This is a genomic window from Polynucleobacter campilacus, from assembly GCF_002206625.1.
Taxonomy (GTDB): domain Bacteria; phylum Pseudomonadota; class Gammaproteobacteria; order Burkholderiales; family Burkholderiaceae; genus Polynucleobacter; species Polynucleobacter campilacus.
In genome coordinates this window covers 105910-123997 of sequence record NZ_NGUP01000004.1, presented here as the reverse complement: position 1 = coordinate 123997, position 18088 = coordinate 105910, and the positions used below count along the sequence as shown (strand labels likewise).

17 protein-coding genes are annotated in these 18088 nt (G+C 44.7%); 10 read left to right on the top strand and 7 right to left on the bottom strand.

Annotation, left to right across the window (positions count from 1 at the left end; translation table 11 throughout):
• Window positions 1-38: 38 nt before the first annotated feature.
• Entirely contained in the window at window positions 39-1931 is a 1893-nt protein-coding gene (locus CBI31_RS08740) for a DUF3418 domain-containing protein (protein WP_240553873.1), read from the bottom strand.
• A 97-nt stretch (window positions 1932-2028) separates the two neighbouring features.
• Here CBI31_RS08740 and CBI31_RS08730 point away from each other — a divergent pair, with 97 nt between their 5' ends.
• Window positions 2029-2304 carry a type II toxin-antitoxin system RelE/ParE family toxin gene (locus CBI31_RS08730; protein WP_088526024.1) on the top strand — a complete coding sequence of 92 codons (276 nt, stop codon included), beginning with the start codon at window positions 2029-2031 and terminating at the stop codon, window positions 2302-2304.
• 29 nt (window positions 2305-2333) lie between these two features.
• Window positions 2334-3929: a tetratricopeptide repeat protein gene (locus CBI31_RS08725; protein WP_088526023.1), complete on the top strand. Its 1596-nt coding sequence runs from the start codon at window positions 2334-2336 to the stop codon at window positions 3927-3929.
• Between the two features lie 87 nt (window positions 3930-4016).
• Here the strand turns inward: CBI31_RS08725 and CBI31_RS08720 are convergent, their stop codons facing one another.
• The 6 genes from CBI31_RS08720 to flgA all read right to left on the bottom strand — a co-directional run bounded on the left by CBI31_RS08720 (window position 4017) and on the right by flgA (window position 11120).
• Entirely contained in the window at window positions 4017-4430 is a 414-nt protein-coding gene (locus CBI31_RS08720) for a hypothetical protein (RefSeq protein ID WP_088526022.1), read from the bottom strand.
• A 126-nt stretch (window positions 4431-4556) separates the two neighbouring features.
• Complete coding sequence (locus tag CBI31_RS08715) at window positions 4557-6857, bottom strand: flagellin (protein ID WP_088526021.1); 2301 nt, start codon at window positions 6855-6857, stop codon at window positions 4557-4559.
• Between the two features lie 191 nt (window positions 6858-7048).
• The gene (locus CBI31_RS08710) at window positions 7049-8530 is read right to left on the bottom strand and encodes a flagellin N-terminal helical domain-containing protein (protein ID WP_088526020.1); all 1482 of its coding nucleotides are present in this window, start codon (window positions 8528-8530) and stop codon (window positions 7049-7051) included.
• 294 nt (window positions 8531-8824) lie between these two features.
• A complete protein-coding gene (locus tag CBI31_RS08705) occupies window positions 8825-9655 on the bottom strand; it encodes a flagellin N-terminal helical domain-containing protein (RefSeq protein ID WP_088526019.1) in 831 nt (276 codons plus the stop codon).
• Window positions 9656-9742: 87 nt separating this feature from the next.
• Window positions 9743-10048, bottom strand: a complete 306-nt coding sequence (gene flgM / locus CBI31_RS08700) for a flagellar biosynthesis anti-sigma factor FlgM (protein ID WP_088526018.1) — start codon at window positions 10046-10048, stop codon at window positions 9743-9745.
• A gap of 193 nt (window positions 10049-10241) precedes the next feature.
• On the bottom strand, window positions 10242-11120 hold the full coding sequence (gene flgA, locus CBI31_RS08695) for a flagellar basal body P-ring formation chaperone FlgA (RefSeq protein ID WP_088526017.1): 879 nt from the start codon (window positions 11118-11120) through the stop codon (window positions 10242-10244).
• Between the two features lie 216 nt (window positions 11121-11336).
• On the opposite strand from flgA, the gene flgB reads away from it, so the two are divergent.
• From flgB to CBI31_RS08655, 8 genes are all read left to right on the top strand, one after another.
• Window positions 11337-11777 (top strand): flagellar basal body rod protein FlgB, encoded by a 441-nt coding sequence (gene flgB / locus CBI31_RS08690; protein ID WP_088526016.1) that lies wholly within the window; start codon window positions 11337-11339, stop codon window positions 11775-11777.
• A 27-nt stretch (window positions 11778-11804) separates the two neighbouring features.
• The gene (gene flgC / locus CBI31_RS08685; protein ID WP_088526015.1) at window positions 11805-12215 is read left to right on the top strand and encodes a flagellar basal body rod protein FlgC; all 411 of its coding nucleotides are present in this window, start codon (window positions 11805-11807) and stop codon (window positions 12213-12215) included.
• 12 nt (window positions 12216-12227) lie between these two features.
• A complete protein-coding gene (locus tag CBI31_RS08680) occupies window positions 12228-12956 on the top strand; it encodes a flagellar hook assembly protein FlgD (RefSeq protein ID WP_088526014.1) in 729 nt (242 codons plus the stop codon).
• Between the two features lie 53 nt (window positions 12957-13009).
• Window positions 13010-14590 (top strand): flagellar hook-basal body complex protein, encoded by a 1581-nt coding sequence (locus CBI31_RS08675; RefSeq protein ID WP_088526013.1) that lies wholly within the window; start codon window positions 13010-13012, stop codon window positions 14588-14590.
• A 46-nt stretch (window positions 14591-14636) separates the two neighbouring features.
• The gene (flgF, locus tag CBI31_RS08670; protein WP_088526012.1) at window positions 14637-15377 is read left to right on the top strand and encodes a flagellar basal-body rod protein FlgF; all 741 of its coding nucleotides are present in this window, start codon (window positions 14637-14639) and stop codon (window positions 15375-15377) included.
• Window positions 15378-15418: 41 nt separating this feature from the next.
• A complete protein-coding gene (gene flgG / locus CBI31_RS08665; protein ID WP_088526011.1) occupies window positions 15419-16207 on the top strand; it encodes a flagellar basal-body rod protein FlgG in 789 nt (262 codons plus the stop codon).
• Between the two features lie 14 nt (window positions 16208-16221).
• Entirely contained in the window at window positions 16222-16890 is a 669-nt protein-coding gene (locus CBI31_RS08660) for a flagellar basal body L-ring protein FlgH (RefSeq protein ID WP_161491196.1), read from the top strand.
• A 120-nt stretch (window positions 16891-17010) separates the two neighbouring features.
• Window positions 17011-18087 carry a flagellar basal body P-ring protein FlgI gene (locus CBI31_RS08655; protein WP_240553885.1) on the top strand — a complete coding sequence of 359 codons (1077 nt, stop codon included), beginning with the start codon at window positions 17011-17013 and terminating at the stop codon, window positions 18085-18087.
• The last annotated feature ends 1 nt before the right edge of the window (window position 18088 follow it).

Genomic DNA, 18088 nt, shown 5'->3' with positions numbered 1-18088 from the left:
GGCTAGATTAAAGACCTCTAAGACCTGATGGATTTGACCTAGCGCAGGCTAGCTAAAACCTTTTCAAGTCGCTTTAGGGACATTGGGGTGGGTGTTTTGAGCTCTTGAGCATATAAAGCCACCCTCAACTCCTCCAGCTGCCACCGGAAATCCTGCAAAGCTTGATCCTCGGTCATGGCATAGGAGGTAGATCCCTTGCCTCCTTGTAATAATTTTTGCCAAGGTCTTGCAACAGACTCCCAATCTTTTTGACATTGCGCATCACGACTGGGGTTAGAGCGCAGCTTATCGATTCTCATAGCAATCGCTTTGAGATAGCGCGGCAAATGCACAAGCTGGCCATAGGGAATTTGGGCAACAAACTGAGGAAAGATCAACGCTTGCATTTGGGTTTGCATATCTGCATAGGCTGTCGTTGAGGATGCTTTTGCGCTCGCCATCTTCTTTTGTAAATCAGCATGAGCTTGCAATGCATTTAAGGCATGGCGTGAGATCTCTTGAGCGATTAGTGCCAATCGGGGTTTGCCAGCTTGCAAGCGTTCTGTAAATTGCTCCGCGCTGACTGGAAGTGGCTCACTCATAAATGCACGCTCTAATGCCAGATTGAGGATTTGCTCGATTAATCCCTCTACCGAACCAATATTAATAAAGAGCAATCCTAATTCTCGAATACCAGGCAATTGTTTTTGCAATGCTTTGAGAGTGTCCTTATTGCTGAGAGCAAATAGTCGGCGTAACCCCAGGTGATGCTGTTTTCTGGCTTCCAGCAAATCATCAAAGACTTCGAGATCACAGTAGTCCCCCCGGTCAACCAATGCGGGGTAACCGAATAAAGTTTTATTGCCTTTTTGAATCTCTAGGGTTTCTGGTAACTCGCCAAACTCCCAGGAGCGATAACCACCCTGCTCAACTGAACGGGCCTTCTGATTAGATTGAGTGCTGGCTGTCTTAGAAGGCTCAAGCCCAAACTCCACTTGAGCTGTCTCTTGGGCGATTGCCTGGAAAGCACTGCGGGCAGTTTCTCCATACTCGGCACGAAGGCGCGCGAGATTTCTCTCGATTTCAAGTTGGCGGCCATGCTCATCAATGAGTCTGAAGTTCATTGATGAATGCAGAGGAAGTGATTCAGGTCTAAAGTCAGTACGCTTTATTTCTAAACCACGCTCTTTACGAATATCGCTCATCAAGCAATCTAAAAAGTCGCCGACACCAAATTGTTTTTCATCTAACTGGCGCTCTAGGAATGACTTTGCATAGTCAGGTAGCGGCACACAATGACGGCGCAGTTTTTGTGGCAAGGATTTGAGTAGTAGTAATACCTTCTCTTCGCACATGCCTGGCACCAGCCACTCACAACGGCGGCCATCGACTTGATTAAGTTGTGTGAGCGGCACTACTAGAGTCACTCCGTCTTTTGGGCTACCAGGCTCAAAGTGGTAAGTCAGGTTTAGCTCCGCTCCACCCACCATCATTTTTTTGGGATAACGGTCGACCGTAATGCCAGCGGCCTCATGGCGCATCAAGTCTACTTTTTCCAGTCGTAACTGGCTATCTAGATTGGGTTCTTTCTTAAACCAAGCTTTGAGCCCTTCGCGATTACAGACCGCTTTCGGAATGCGTGACTCATAGAAGGCAAAAAGTAGCTCATCATCTACTAAGACGTCAGGACGACGTGAGCGATGCTCTAGTGCTTCAATCTCTTTAATGAGGCGACAGTTATGCCAGAAGAAGCCAAAGAGTCCAGGGTATTTTTTCTTGGCATCAGCTTCAGTTTCACGATAGAGGGCTGGTGTATCCATGCGCCCAAACATTTCTTCTTGGACTAAGGGCTTGGCTAGAAGCGCCTGTATCCGTGCGTGGACAGGTGAAGTATGTGGTGATGAGCCAGGAGCAATATCAATATTTACGTGAATGCGAACTGGAGGCTGCACTGGCTGAATCCAGGGCTGATTTGGCGGGTGGACGCTTTGTTAAAGAAACCGTGGCTCAGCATATTAAACGTCTTAAGCAAATCAACAAGTCAGCCTAATGAGTTGGCAGTTAATCTTTACTGAGCAATACAACCGGCGTGCTGCGAAGTTTCTAAAGCGTCATCCTGATGTGGAAACACAGTATGCCAAAGCATTAGAACTGTTAGAGCCCAATCCCCATCATCCTTCTCTGCGTCTTCATAGTTTGTCTGGAAGGCTTGATGGCTTACAAAGCATTTCGATCAATCTGAAATACCGAGTCACTATTGAAATGATTATTACTGAACATGAGATTGTTTTGATCAATGTTGGTGATCATGAAGCGGTTTATTAAACTAGCTACTGAGTGATTCAATAAAGCACATGAGTACATCCTTCGAAAAAGCCTTCATATTTCACCAGCAAGGTGAAATAGAGAGAGCAAAATTACTTTACGAAGATATTCTTCAAAATGATCCTCATCATTTTGATGCTCTGCATATGCTCGGAGTGGCAGTTACCGATGAAGATCCTTCTAGAGCAGTGCAATTACTCTCCAAAGCACTTGAGATCAATTCAACCATGCCAGAGTGCTTTAATAATGCAGCTCATGCGCTGATGAAGCTGGGGCAGCATGCCTTAGCCTTAGAGTGTTGCCGTCATTCCATCGCACTTGAAGCTGGAAATTGGACGACATACGCGAATGCTGCAGAGGCGTTACGTAATCTCCAGCGCCAAGAGGATGCTTTGGTCTCGATTAATGCCGCTATTAGTATTGCGCCAACCATGGCTAAGCTCTATTCCAACCGAGGCAATCTCTTTAAAGAACTAGGGCAGCATGATCAAGCTTTACTCGAATATCAAACAGCGATTGAGCTAGACCCAGAAGACGCTACTTTCTACGTCAACCTAGGGCTGGCGTATCAAGACTTAAACCTGATTTATCCTGCGATTGAGAGCCAAGAAAAGGCGATTGCTCTAGACCCTCAGTTAGGAGCGGCACACGATAACCTGGCAAAGCTGTACTTACTCAATGGTAATTTGCAATCGGGTTGGGGTATGTATCACTGGCGCTGGAAAGGCCTTGGCCTAACATCCCAGCCCTTAAAAACCAGCAAGCCAAAGTGGCAAAATGGCAGCGCAGCCAAAAGACTATTAGTTTGGGCGGAGCAGGGCGCAAGCGAGCATATCCTCTTTGGCAGCTTACTCTTAGAGATGCAGCGATTAGTGCCAAATCTATTGGTACAGATTGACCCGCGTTTAATACCGATTTTTGAACGCTCGATGCCAGAAATTACCTTTTATTCGGCAATAGAAATCGTAGATGAATCACTCTACGATGCTCATATTGCCTTAGGGGATCTACCTGGGCTCTTTAGAAATCAAATCGATGATTTTCTGAATGTCAAACTTCAGTATCTCAAGCCAAAATTTGAGCAAAGAAACCTCATTAAAGAAACGCTAGCCAAGCAAGATGAGTTACTCATTGGTATTGCTTGGAAAGAAGAAGATCACTCAGCTAATAAATCAAGCAATTCCAACAAAACAAACAACATAGAGCTTACTCAATTAGTCTCTTCTTTAAACATGCCTGGAATTAAATTTGTGAATTTACAACAGGGTATTAGCAATCAAGAGCTTGCAGATCTTCAGTCCAAACTGATGATTCAGGTTTATGGATATGAGCAGCTCAATAGTTCATTGGGATTTGATGACTTAGCAGCACTAGTCAGCGCATGTGACATCATCATCTCAGTAGATAATGAAGCAGCTCACTTGGCAGGTGCTATGAATATCCCTTGTTGGGTCTTATTACCCAAAGCACCTCATTGGCGTTGGCTATCTGGTGTGACTTTAAGCCCATGGTATCCCAGCTTAAGGCTTTACCGACAAGAGCAGCAGGGCGTTTGGGATGCGCCTCTAGATAAAATCCGCCATGATCTGGTACCGCTATTAAAGCAGTCTACTCAATACAACTGAGCAAGGTAATTAATGCATAGCACAAAGCAATACACCTAAGCTACTGCTTAGGTGTATTGAATATCAATCGAATGGAGAATTACAGAATTAAGCAGTGTGCTTCATTGGTTCTGCAGCCTCAGCTGGTGCTGCTATGGTTCCAGCCGTTCCCTTGTTGTAAGGGCCTAAGATAACTTCCATTGATGCAATGACCAGGGGAAGATACTCAAAATTCTGTGACTGAATGGCGCCATTGAGAATCTGAATGTTAGTGCTGTAGATTGTCTTGAGCATGGTGCGGTGTTGAGAATGTAATTTCTCATTGAGGTTCTCTTGCACCCACTGTAAACCCTCAGCGATTTCTAATAATCTTTTGTGATTAGTTACGGGATCGAATTCACCAGCCATGATACGTTTGACCATGCTGATGACAGATTCAAACCAGCGTTTTTCAAAGCTAGCACCAGTCAGATTGTTATCAACTGACACATAAGCATTAATGGCGTTTTTGCTATTAAACATGATGGTCTCTCGTTATCCGTTATTTTGTGTTCTTAGTTAAAAGCATTCTATCTGAAACCCCTTTGATTTGTATGAACTAATGGTGAAATGATCATTAGCGCAAATCAAAGGGTATCAGGGTTCAAATTAACGGAATATTGACAAAATTGCAGCCGCTGCGGTGTTCATTTGACTCACCAAATAGTAGTCAACGCTTTGCTGAGTATTCAATTGTTGTAGATTAGCCTGCAAAGCAGTCGGATCAATATTGGCAATTGCATCGATTGTCTTTTGCATACCATTCTTGATATTGGTTGCATTTTTCAATTGAGCTTGAATACCAGCTGTTGCTGCAGCAAGAGATGCTTGTGCAGTAGAAACGGTATCAATTTGACCGGTAATCACTTGTGTTGCTTTATTGGCATTAGCAATGGCAGCATTTTGGGTATTCCACTTGATTTCAGGCGGAACTGTTGAGGTATTGCCAGGCTTATTATCAATTGCTAAAACGTTATTACCCAAATCAATAGCAGTGAAGTAATTGGTGAATTCAGAAACCTTACTAGTTAAAGAGCCACCACCAACATCGGTATTGGCAAAGGTTCCATATAGATTGCCTGTATCACCATTATTAATGACATTCTTGAAGGCATCCAATACTTGTTGAGGCGTTGCATTTTGCGATGCTGTAAAAGTGAGGCCATTAATGGTGATGCTGTCGCCCGGAAACAAATTAGCAACACCAGTTAATAAATTAGTATTAGTAAAAGTCAGAGCATTTCTGATTGTTGTATTGCTGTTTTGAGACAGCAAAGCAATTCCACCAGGAGCACTACCCGTTGTTAATGGATCTATTGTTGTCAGACTAAATGTGTTGCTAGAAGTAACGGTTGCACTGACGCCGTAGGCGGAGCCACCGGTAATCTTCGTACCAGTATTGGCATTCATGCCAATTTTTGTAATGGTTGAAGCTACAGCTACAGGACTCTGGCCCGAAAGGGTATATGAAGCAGCGCCTGATTGACCCGTTGCCAAAAGATTGGTTAACTGACCACCGGCCGCACTATAGCTCCAGGCAATTGATGTTGTGGAGCCCCCAGCGCTAACTGCTGTGCCAAGGCCGCCTACTTTGGAGCCACTCCAAGTACCATATTGACTCAGCGATGCGGAGTTACCAATTTTGGCCAAAAATGCTGTTGAAAGTTGAGCTGCAGTCACTCCACCACTTCCTGCGAGAAATGTTAAGCCGCCTGCGGAGAAGCTATCGCCGCTTGCTAAATCACGGAATGTAATCGTTTGAACTTGTGTAACTGCAGTTGTTGTAGTGGTAAATGTTCCAATGCTTGGATCAGGTTGAACGCCATTATTAATGTAATTAGCAAATGCCTTGCTAACTGCCGATGGTGATATACCAGCAGCAGTAGTGCCTGGTCCTGGACCTGCAGTAAAGGTTAAATTACCAATTGTTAGAGAGTTGCCCTGAGCCATACTAGTAGTTGGAAGGGTAATTGTTTGAGTTTGACTACTAGCCGGATTGGTAAATGTGGCAGTCGTTGATGTTGCTCCAGCTGCTGTGATGTTAAGAGCGCTGCCAGAGGCTGTTCCAGCTAGACCAGTGCGAGTACCAGTGATGGAAAAATTGCCAAAAGTTGTTGAAGAAGCAGATGTAATATAGTCTGCAAAAGCAGTAGCCAACTGGGCGGCAGTCATATCGCTAGTAACAGCAAGGGTGATAGTTGTCTGTGGTGTTCCATTGACTGTCATTGAATAAGAATCGCCCGCTTTAAGGCCGGCTGCTGGGAAGGTTACTATTGGTGCTGTGGTAGTTCCAGTTACTGCCCCGGTTGATGTGCCAATTGCTGATCCAACAATCGTGCTCACTGGTGTGGTCAAATTAGTCGCTGCAAAGGTCTGGTCGGTAATTTGCATACCAGTAATCAATAACTTCTTTAGAGCCGAAACCAAATCGCCCACATTGGTTGCATTAACTTGAGTTTGAGAATCTGGGGTGCCATCAATACCAGTAGTCACTTGTAGACCAAAATCTGTATTGAGTAGATTGGCGCCATTCACGCTGGCACTAGTAACCAACTGTTGTATTTGGTTTGTTAAATTCTGGAAAGTGAGATTTAAGCTATCGCGATCGGTTGAGGCAAATCCCGCGCTAGAAGCTTGGGTAGCCAAGCCTTTAAGCTGGCTCATGATCGTAGAGATTGACGTTAAGGCAGACTGCGCTACATCAATCGCGCTACCCGCATCAGTTAAGTTTTTGGTAACCGAGCCATAACCCGCTACTTGAGCAGTCATTCGACTGACAACCCCAGTTTCAGCGGCATTTAGCGTCGCCTTACCAGAGGCAAGTTGGGTTTGGGTTTCAACAATGCCTTTCTGGACCTCATTTACAGACTGAGTCAGTGTTGAAGCTAGCGAAGTAATAGTATTGCTCATGATATTTTTTCCTTAAATATCTAATCTTTTTATGTAAAATCCAGGTATAAATTCTTGAAAAACCTGGCCCTATACACGACAAAAATCAATAATTAGGGAAACTATAAGGGTTTATCAACCCTTTGAATCCATTAAAAAAGCCGGGAATTACCCGGCTTTTCTAAGCTTAAACAGCTAAAACACTAGTTAAATCAACGGAATATCGACAAAATCGCTGCTGCTTCGGTATTCATTTGGCTAACCAAATAATAATCGATTGATTGTTGATTGTTCAATTGCTGTAACTTAGCTTGCATCGCAGTAGCATCAATGTTTTGGATTGAATTTACTGTGTTGGTCAAGCCTGTTTTCAGGGCAGTATTAGCAGACGCTTGTGCAGTCAAACCAGTTGCAGATGCAGCTAAGGTCGACTGACCTGTAGATACTGTCTGCAATTGGGTTGTCAAGGATGCCACTGCAGCAGCAGCATTGATCGTTCCAGCATCAACGATCGCAGGTCCAGATACAGTTCCAACAGCGGTGGATGTTAATACAATTGAAGTACCGCTTGGGGCTGCAGTCCAGGAGTTTGAAAGTAAAGTTCTTGCGCCGCTAAAAGAAGCACCATTTGTTGCGGGAGTATTGGAGGTAATGTAGGCTGCAAAATCTGTTGCAACCGTAGAGGTAGCAACTGCAGAAGAGCCGGTAGTGTATGTAATTCCACCAATAGAAAAGCTTGTATTAGCTGCAATGCTGCCTGATCCTAGAGCAATAGTATCAGTTTGATTAACGGCCGCAGTAATCGCAGCTGTTGCAGTCAAGCCGGTAAATGTACCGCTTGACGAAGCTGTTGTTGCTGTTTGCGCTCCTGGGCTGGCCCAGGTCAGAGCAATACTCTGAGTACCAGCAGTTGCAGATTTATAAATAGCCTGCATTGCAGCTTGTGAACTGCCTGAAAAGGTGCCGTAAGAAGATGTTGCAGCGGTGCCATTGATATACGCTGCAATAGCCGCAAACGCTTGAGTTTGAGTAACAGTCGCAGCATTTGCTGTAAAAGTTAACCCACCAACAACTAAGGTTTGGTTGGAGGCCATAGTAGTTGCGCCGGTTGTTGAGGAGACTGTATCAACTTGTGGTGTATTTAAGGCTTTTGTATCAGTTGGAGTTGTAAACGAGCTATTAATTAGCAAGTTACCTACTGTAGTTGCCAATGTTGGGATGTCCACACCTGTAACTGACGTAGAGGATCCTGCATTACCTGCGATACCAGTAGTTACAGTAATTCCTGATGTGCCGCTTAAAAGATTACTGCCGTTAACAGAAGAGCTTGTGCCTAGCGATGTGACTTGAGAAGCTAGGTTTGTAAAGGTGGCATTTAAGCTATCTCTATCCTTCGATGATAGGCTTGCGCTAGATGCTTGGTTAGCTAATGCCTGCATCTGGGTGAGAATTGATGCAATTGAAGTAAGTGATGATTGGGCAACTGCAATGACACTTTGTGCAGTTCCAATATTAGTTAGGGTCTGATCGTATCCAGTAGCTTGTGCGGATAAACGAGTAACTACTCCAGCTTGACCTGGATTCAGTGTCTTAACACCAGCTGATAGTTGGTTTTGTGTATCAACAATTTCAGCTTGAACGCGTGTAACAGAATTTGATAGGGTCTGTGCTAAACCTGATAATGGCATTGGCATGATTCTTTTCCTTTAGTATAAATTTATGCATCCACAATGGATTGCGATAAACGGCCTGGTTACACGAAATGCATAACAACAAACCAACTTACGAAAAGCATCAGTGCGCAGTGCGTAGACCACATCAACAGAGCTTGGCGCTAACTATGACATTAGCTATTTGAAAACTTCCGAAGAAGCCTTCGTTCTATATATTCTTTAACGGAGTGGGTTGGTAAAACTTAAGTATTTTTTTGGATTTAATTCTGTGTTGCCACATCGATATTGGCAACTAACCATCATAAGCTGGTGGGCTTAAATGCTTGCGTTTGCCTTGGCATTAGCAACAATCAGAGCCTTATAGGCATTTGGGTCCAGCTGACTAATCAATTGGTAGTCAACATTTTGTTGGCTTTGCAATTGAGCTAACTGCGCCTTAAGTTTTACTGGGTCAATGTTTTGGATTGCGTTGACCGAATCTTGTGCAGTCTTTGCTTGACCTGTAAGTTTATCGGCCTGGGCTGTGAGTCTTGTTGACGTCATCTTGAGCAAGGCTTGACCATTGTTGATCTGGGCAAGCGCGCTATTGAGAGCATTCATTGCTGCTTGGGAATTTTCTGGAGTATCAAGCTTGATATTACTCATGAGACCTGTAGTCATCATGCCGTAGATATTCACACTATTAATGAATGATCTTGAGGCAGGTGTTTTATCGGTGCCGATGATGACATTCATGCCAGCTGTACCGGAGAGTAGGTTAGTGCCATTTAAGCCTGCTTTAGTAGCTAGCTTACCAATCTCAGTGACGAGTTGTTGAAATCTAAAGTTGAGGTTAATACTGTCAGAAAAACCCAGGGTGGGGTTGTTAGCTTGAGCTGCCAGCTGTTGCATCTGCGGCATCAGTTTTAAGATGGAAGTAATTGCAGTTTGCGCAACCCCAATCGTCTTCTGCGCATTCGCAATACTATCTTGCGGTGTTGCGTAACTTTTTGCTGCCGTAGAAAGTTTGGTAACTTCGTCTTGCTGCGCAGTTGTTAGCGTGGCTTTGCCATTCTTTAACTGCGTATTAATCGAATTAATTTTTGTCTGAAAATCTTTTACATAGTTTGTAAAAGTATCAACTAAGGTAGTTTTGGCAATGCTCATAATGATCTTTGATCTTGCCTAGGTTTTGTGTGTTGTTGCTTTACTTGCTGTAGTTAGGTTTGTTACGTAATTACGTAACGCGTCTAATTATTTTTTGAGCAGAGCAACGGCATCGTTAATCATGCCATCAGCAACTTTGCCAGAATCAACTGTGAATTGACCGCTTTCAATTTCACTGCGGATCATGTCTACTTTTTTAGAATCAAATACTGGGCTATTAGCAATAGCCGCTTGTAATGCTTGCAACTGACTAGAAAGTGTAGTGATATCAGCAGCAGGTGGCTTTACTGAATTAGCACTAGGCCCAATCGTTGAAGTGGGGTTGCTCTCACTCGCAGCGGGTTTTTCCACTACGGTATTGAGCGCGGTCTTCAAAGAATCATTAATTTTCATGGGAACACTTTAGCCTAATTTAGGTACTGCTCGTTTCTCAGTTTTTTTTGAGTCAAACTATCAAAATACTATACAGCTTACTGCCACATCACCTGAACTACTTCTACATCTTCTCTAACGGCTTTATCTAGCCTAACTTTAGCTAAATCCGGCTTTCCTTGGCGCGTTAGAAGAATATAAATTATTGGTTAGCCTACTTGCTTTGGCCGCCTACCTCAACTATGCCATTTTCTTTGGCAATTCCGGTCACAACACTGCCATTACTGACCTTGACTTTGACTAGTTCACCTTCTGAGGCTTCATTTAGAGCCTGACCGTCGGTGCTAATCGAGAATCCCTTGCCGCCACTAGAAACCCTCACAGATTGCCCTTTTTGCACAATCAGGGGCATTTTGAGCATTTCTTTTTTGAGGACGGTGCCTGCTACTAGCGACATTCTGGCGGTTTGACCGATCACTCGGTTAAATTCCGTAAAAATGCCGGTTGGCAGGGTAGTGAGATCGCCTTTTTGGAGTTGTAATTCATTGGCGGAGATGGTTTGACCCTGGCCGATCGGGGCTCCGGCGACGACATAGTTAGCAATGATGCTCACATTCGCTTGGACATACACGGTCCATGGTTTCGGTTGGCCACAGCGCACGCCCACGGTTGTTCTGCCCCAAGCAGCGCTATTTGGGGGAAAAAAGGCTTCTGGAGAAGGGCAATAGGTCAATTGTGTGCCTTCTTCCATGGGGGTGACGGTAATTTCTGGTTTGCCAGGTGATCCGGCACTTTGGGTGGTCAAAAAGTCTTTCACTTTTTGATTAATGATGCGCAGATTCTGGAAAGCAGGTGGATTACCAGCGTTAGTGGCTGAGTTAGATCCTGGGTTCTGTCCTTGGGCTGGTGCTTGATTTTGTACCTGTGCCCAGCTGATTTTGGGGTAGAGCACCACGAAAGAAAGTAATAAGGAGATCAACACACTGGCAATCATGCCAATGATCAAGGTCTCAAAACCACGCAAAAAAGACCCAAAAAGGGGCTTTTCAGTACTTTTCTTGAATTCTAAGGGCGTTTCGTATGAGGAATGCATGCTTAATTCCAGTCCAAAAGGATGGCGAAAACATGATTTTAGGATTTTGGGGGCCAGTCAATGCCTCAATTAGCCGAACTATTACCCCTTTTATTGGCAAATCAAGGAAGGGGTGGGCAAATTACATTAGTGAAAATGCCATTAATAGGTATTTGCACTGCTACATTACCTATTACGGCTGACTTGAGGATTTCTTTAGGGAAATTGGAGAAATAAATGGATAAATTAGACGCGCTCTTTGATTTTAATGCAACCGCCCTGCGGGTGAGGGCTCAACGCCAGGAAATTTTAGCGGCCAATATCGCCAACGCGGATACCCCGAACTATAAAGCACGGGATATCGACTTTGCCGCCTCACTCAAAAAAGCCCTAGAAGCCAATGTGGCTAGTGCTGCTAATAATGCTGCGGTGAGCTCTAACGGCAATATGTCGCTCGCGACTACTCATGGCAAACATATTCCCGGGGGTACTGGCGGCGTTAATGAAGCTGACTTACTCTATCGCCCCTTGATTCAGGGCAGCGTTGACGGCAACTCGGTTGATGGTGAGGTGGAAAGAACAGCCTTCGTGGATAACGCGATTCATTACGAAGCCAATATCACGATGCTCAATGCCCAGATTAAAGACATGACTGCAGCACTCAGTCCTACTTCCTAATTCTTTTCGATAGAACGGTAAATTCAAATGGCCTCCTTACAAAACGTTTTTAATATTTCTAGTTCAGCGATGAGCGCACAGTCGCAGCGCTTAAATACGGTTGCCAGTAACTTAGCAAACGTAGATAGTGCTACTAGCTCAAACGGTCAACCTTACAAAGCCAAGCAAGTTGTTTTTGAAGCAACACCAGTGGGTAGCTCTGGTCATCAAGGCGTCAAAGTCAATAAGGTGATTGAAGATCAGTTACCACCACGTATGGTGCACGATCCAGCAAATCCATTAGCAGATAAAGATGGCTTTGTGGCGATGCCAAACGTCAATGCAACTCAAGAGATGGTGAACATGATTTCGACATCACGCTCTTATCAAAACAACGTTGAAACCATGAATGCTGCAAAAACAATGTTGCAAAGAACATTAACCATTGGTCAAAACTAATAGGGAATAAAGATGAGTGCGATTCAAAACAATACAGTCAGTAACAGTGCAAGCAATAGCGCAAGTAATAGCGCAAGTAATGGCATCAACACTAAATCCATCGGCGGTAGTGCTACTGCAGCCTTGAACGCATCTGCTAGTTCTGCAGCGCAGATCCAGGATCAGTTTATGACCTTGTTAGTTGCGCAAATGAAATATCAAGATCCTACTGATCCAATGAAGAGTGCGGAGATGACCAGTCAGATGGCGCAGATCTCTACAGTAGAAGGCGTTAATAAGCTCAACAGCTCCATGAACTCTCTCTTGTCGCAAATGCAATCGAGTCAGGCATTTCAAGCTTCAAGTCTGGTTGGTAAAAGTGTGTTGGTTCCAGGTAATACATTAAACCTTACAAAAGGACAGGCGACTTTTGGTGTGCAGTTAGATGCACCCGCATCTTCCTTGAAGGTTAATATTTTGAACGGCGCAGGTCAGTCAGTCGATGTAATGACATTGGGCCCACAACCTGCTGGTACCGTGCCTTTAGCGTGGGATGGTAAAGATATCAATGGCAATCAGTTACCAGATGGTCCTTATAGATTTCAACTAGCAGCTAACGTTGCTGGTAAGAATATCAATCCAACTGGCTTAGCAACGGCTAATGTCACTGGCATTCTCAATCCTACGGCGAACACCAGTGCACAGATCATGTTGGATAACAACACGACCACCAATATTTCAAATGTGGCGCAGATTCGCTAATTTGTTAGTTAAACACTAATTACCAAAACACTGTTAATCACTAAAGGATCTATATGTCATTTGTCGAAGGATTGAGCGGTTTAAATGCAGCCTCAGAACATTTGAGCGTGTTGGGTAATAACATTGCCAACAGTGCAACGGTCGGCTTTAAAGCCTCACATGTTGACTTTACCAATGTGCTGGCCCGACAACTCAATGCCGCTAATTCTGGATCACCAGTACAAACTGGGGGTGGGGTACTGGCATCAAATGTGATGCAATCGTTTACCCAAGGCCCGATCAATACAACAACCGTAGCACTCAATGCGGCGATTAATGGTCAAGGCATGTTTGCACTACAAGACCCGGTTTTAGGTCAAACAGTCTATACCCGCAATGGTCAATTCACTCAGAACGTCGAAGGTTTCTTGGTCAATGGTTCTGGCTTTCAGGTACTCGATATTGCAGGTGCACCTATTGAGTTACCAGTAGCACCAAATGATATTCGCCCTGGTTCTGCTAACACTAATCAAGTAGATGCGGTTGGCTTTAATTCACCGCTATCACCTTATGGCACTGTTACTTTTGGCGGCTTAAGCTATACCAATACCGATGGCAAAGTATTAACTGCGGCGCAAGTAGCCTCTCTATTTAGTGGTCTGCAAGCAGGCGATACAACGGCAACGATTGCAGCCCGCTTTAGTAATTCAAGTACAAACAATTACCCATTATTTACTCCTGCAAACAATACAGTGAGTTTTAATAATCTGGCTGCTAACGAGAGCGTTACCGTTGCTGGACTGACCTTTACCGCTGGTGCCTCTGGAGCAACGTCAGCGAATGTGGCAGCAGCATTTACTGGTTTAGCTGATGGCACTGTCAAAAATAGTGTGACTGTCACCAATGGTGTTCTCAATGGTACATTGGCTGGTGTACAAACAAGGAGTGCGCAAGCAAGCAATGGCGCATTAGCGTTTACCAATAGCAATAACACCTTAAATACACAACTGTCTATCAGCGCTTCGAATGGAAATACTCCAATCGTTGCCAATACAGCACCAGTCATGACGGGTATGTTTGGCGGAGTGTTGAGCAACTACAACACCTTAGCTGCAATACCAGCCAATATTCCAACAACGTACTTAGGTCAAAACATCACACCAGCTCAGCAAGCAAATACCAGCTGGGTACAGGCTACCTTTACTGGATTTGGTGAGCAGCCTGCGATTAATGTGACTGCATCTGGTTTCTTAACGGGTTCTATTCCGATGGTGGCGACTAAAACTCCCGGTACCGCTATTGCGCATTTAAATACGATGGCGATTAACGAAACGGGCACCATCATTGGTACTTATAGCGATGGCCTTACTAGTGAACTCGCGCAAATTGGTGTGGCAAGCATCCCAAGCTATACCGGTTTAAAAGCAGTGGGTAACGATACCTGGGTAGAAACCTCTAAATCAGGTGTGCCTTTATTAGGTAGCGTACAACTGGTCGGCAGCAAGATTCAGGGTTCTGCATTAGAAGGCTCGAACGTGAATCAAACGCAAGATATGGTGGCATTGTTGGCAGCCCAGCAGGCTTATCAAGCTAGTGCTCAAGTAGTCAAAATTGAAAACCAAATCTATCAAACCCTCATCGGGATGAATGGCTAAGGCGGCTATTAATACTTTGAATGCCAGAGAAAGCTAAGGAGAAACCATGGATCGTGTAATTTATACCGCAATGACTGGAGCCCAACATATCTTGGACCAGCAGGCGACGAACTCCAATAATTTGGCTAACGTATCGACTACTGGCTTTAAGGCGCAGATTGATTCTTTTCTATCCGTACCAATTCAAGGTGGCAGCTTGGATACACGCTCTTTTGTAGTCAATGCCTCAGGCGGCACAGATTTTTCTCCTGGCGCTATTAAGCAAACAGGGCGTACTCTGGATGTGGCAATCGAAGGCAAGGGTTGGTTTAGTGTGCAACGCCCAGATGGTACAGAAGGTTTGACCCGTAATGGCTCATTCAAAATTAGTGAGAATGGTATTTTGCAAACCGCAGGCGGTCGTAACGTTCTTGGTGGTGGTGGTCCGATTACGATTCCTCCGAACGTCAATATCTCAATTGGTGCCGATGGCACGATCTCCAGTGTGGATCCTGCTGTGAGTGGTGGTCCTTCTACTCCGATTGATGTCATCAAGCTCTCTAATCCTGATGAAAAAAGCTTAGTTCGCGGTGACGATGGTCTATTTAAATCTGCCAGTGGCGCTGGTTTTGTAGCAGATCCTACCGTTAAGGTAGTGAATGGCGCCTTGGAGGATAGTAACGTGAGCGTGATTCATAGCATGGTCAATATGATTTCGTTGGCCCGCAGTTTTGATATTCAAATGCAGCTCATGAAGAATGCCGAGAATAGCGACCAACATGCCGCTCAGCTCTTCAATTTAAGTTAAGACTTTATGTGTCAAGATGCACCTAAATTAAAGGAAATAAGATGATACGCTCGCTCTGGATTTCAAAAACTGGCCTAGAAGCACAACAAACTCAAATGGACGTAATCTCCAATAACTTGGCGAACGTGAGTACTTCTGGCTTTAAAAAATCACGTGCGGTGTTTGAGGATTTGCTCTATCAGACTCTACGTCAGCCTGGTGCGCAGTCATCACAACAAACCCAACTCCCTTCTGGTATGCAAATTGGTACTGGTGTAAAGCCTGTTGCAACTGAGCGCATCTTTACTCAGGGCAACCTACAGCAAACCAGCAACAATACCGATATCGCGATTAACGGTAGCGGCTTTTACCAAGTCTTGATGCCTGATGGCACAACCCAATATACCCGCGACGGTAGTTTTCAGATTAATAGCACTGGTCAGTTAGTGACTTCTAGTGGTTACACCGTTCAGCCACCGATTACGATTCCAGCAAATGCTCAAACCGTTACGGTTGCAGCCGATGGTGTCGTTTCCGTCACCTTGCCAAATACCGTGGCACAGACCCAGGTTGGTCAAATTCAGTTAGCAACCTTTATTAACCCAGCTGGCTTGAGTGCTAAAGGTGAGAACCTCTACGCCGAAACTGCTGCTTCTGGTACGCCAAATCCATCAAACCCTGGTGCAAACGGTACTGGCGTCTTAGTACAAGGCTTTATTGAAACCTCTAACGTGAATGTGGTTGAGGAGATGGTCAATATGATCCAAACCCAACGCGCTTATGAAATCAACAGTAAAGCGATTACGACATCTGATCAGATGTTGCAACGCTTAGCTCAATTAGGCGGCTAATCCAAATGCGTTTAATGTTTAATTCTTGCAACTCCGCTATCAAGCTTGTTAGCGCTGTCTCGGCACTATCCATCTTAGGCGCTTGTGCCGTGACGCCTTCTACTATTACCCAAAACCCTGGTCCAGGTACTGCACGACAATTCAATACGCAGAATGCACCTGGAACAATCTATAGCACTGCAAGCTACCGTCCCATCTTTGAGGGTAATCGTGCCCGTGCTGTAGGAGATATCGTAACTGTGGTTGTTGCTGAAAGCACCACATCTAAAACGACTTTAAATAATTTATCTTCTAAAACCTCTTCATCTACTGCTACTGCAAAAGATCAGTTTGGCAATACGATTAGCCCAACTTGGAGTTGGGCTAACGATCTCTCCAATGAGAATAAAGGTGGAGGCCAGCAAGACAACACCTTTACAGGAAGTATTGCTGCGACTGTGCTTGAAGTATCACCAACAGGTTACTTAACCGTAGCAGGCGAGAAGCAAATTGGCTTTGATGAAGGCGCCCAGTTCATTCGTTTTTCTGGAACCGTAAATCCAAAAATGATTACTGTTAACAATACAGTAGATTCCAATACTGTAGCTGATGCCCGTATCGAATATCGTACTAATAACACCATGGATAGTTCTTACATGGCAAGTTCGATTACCCGTTTTTTCAAAACTATGATGCCTTTCTAATTACTTATGTTATTGCCAACCAGAACCCACCGTTTTTCATTATTTAGAGCAGATAAAACTCCGCAATGGCAAAAAAGTCTAGCGGCATTCTTGGTAGTCTGCGCTGGTGTTTTGGCAAGCATGGTGATTGTTCCTGCAGCGCAAGCAGAGCGCATCAAAGATTTGGCTAATATTCAAGGCGTTCGTAGTAACCAATTAATTGGTTATGGCTTAGTAGTGGGCTTAGATGGTACTGGTGACCAAACTACCCAAACGCCATTTACTCTTCAGACTACTTTGAATATGTTGCAGTCCTTAGGTGTCACACTGCCGCCAGGTACCTATTCACAAATTCAGTTGAAGAACGTTGCTGCAGTCATTGTGACTGCCAACTTGCCGCCATTTGCGCAAATTGGTCAGAACTTAGACGTGACTGTTTCCGCTATGGGTAATGCCAAAACACTGCGTGGTGGCACGCTCTTATTGACCCCTTTAAAAGGTGCTGACGGACAAGTTTATGCGATGTCTCAAGGCAACGTGGTGATTGGTGGCGCAAGCGCATCTGCTAACGGCAGCTCTGCAACGATTAACCAACTCAATGCCGGCCGTATTTCAGCAGGAGCAACCGTTGAAAGAACCATTCCGAGTAATTTGTTGGGTATGGAAATGGTCAGTCTTGAGTTAAGAAGCTCGGATTTTTCTACCGCCAGCATTGTGACTGCGGCCATTAATAAGCGTTTTGGCAAGCCCATTGCTTTTGCCCAAGACTCTAGAGTGATTCAGATTGATCCGAATACTGTCGAGAACGGTAATCGAGTGCAATTCTTAGCTGCCTTAGAAAGTATCGACGTCATTCCAGCCAAGGGTGAGGCGAAGGTCATTCTTAACGCAAGAACAGGTTCGATTGTGCTTAATCAAACGGTTGAGCTAGAGAACTGTGCAGTAGCGCACGGTAACTTGACTGTGGTGATCAGTACAACACCAGTAATCAGCCAACCAAGCGCATTCTCGAATACGGGCAATACGGTTGAGGCGAAGGTATCTCAAGTGAGCTTGAACCAAGATCCAGGCAATGTAATTCAGTTAGCTGGTGGCGCATCATTATCTGATGTGGTTCGCGGACTCAATGCTGTTGGTGCTACACCACAAGACTTGGTCGCCATCTTACAGGCCATCAAAGCCGCTGGTTCGCTACGTGCTGAGCTTGAGATTATTTAAG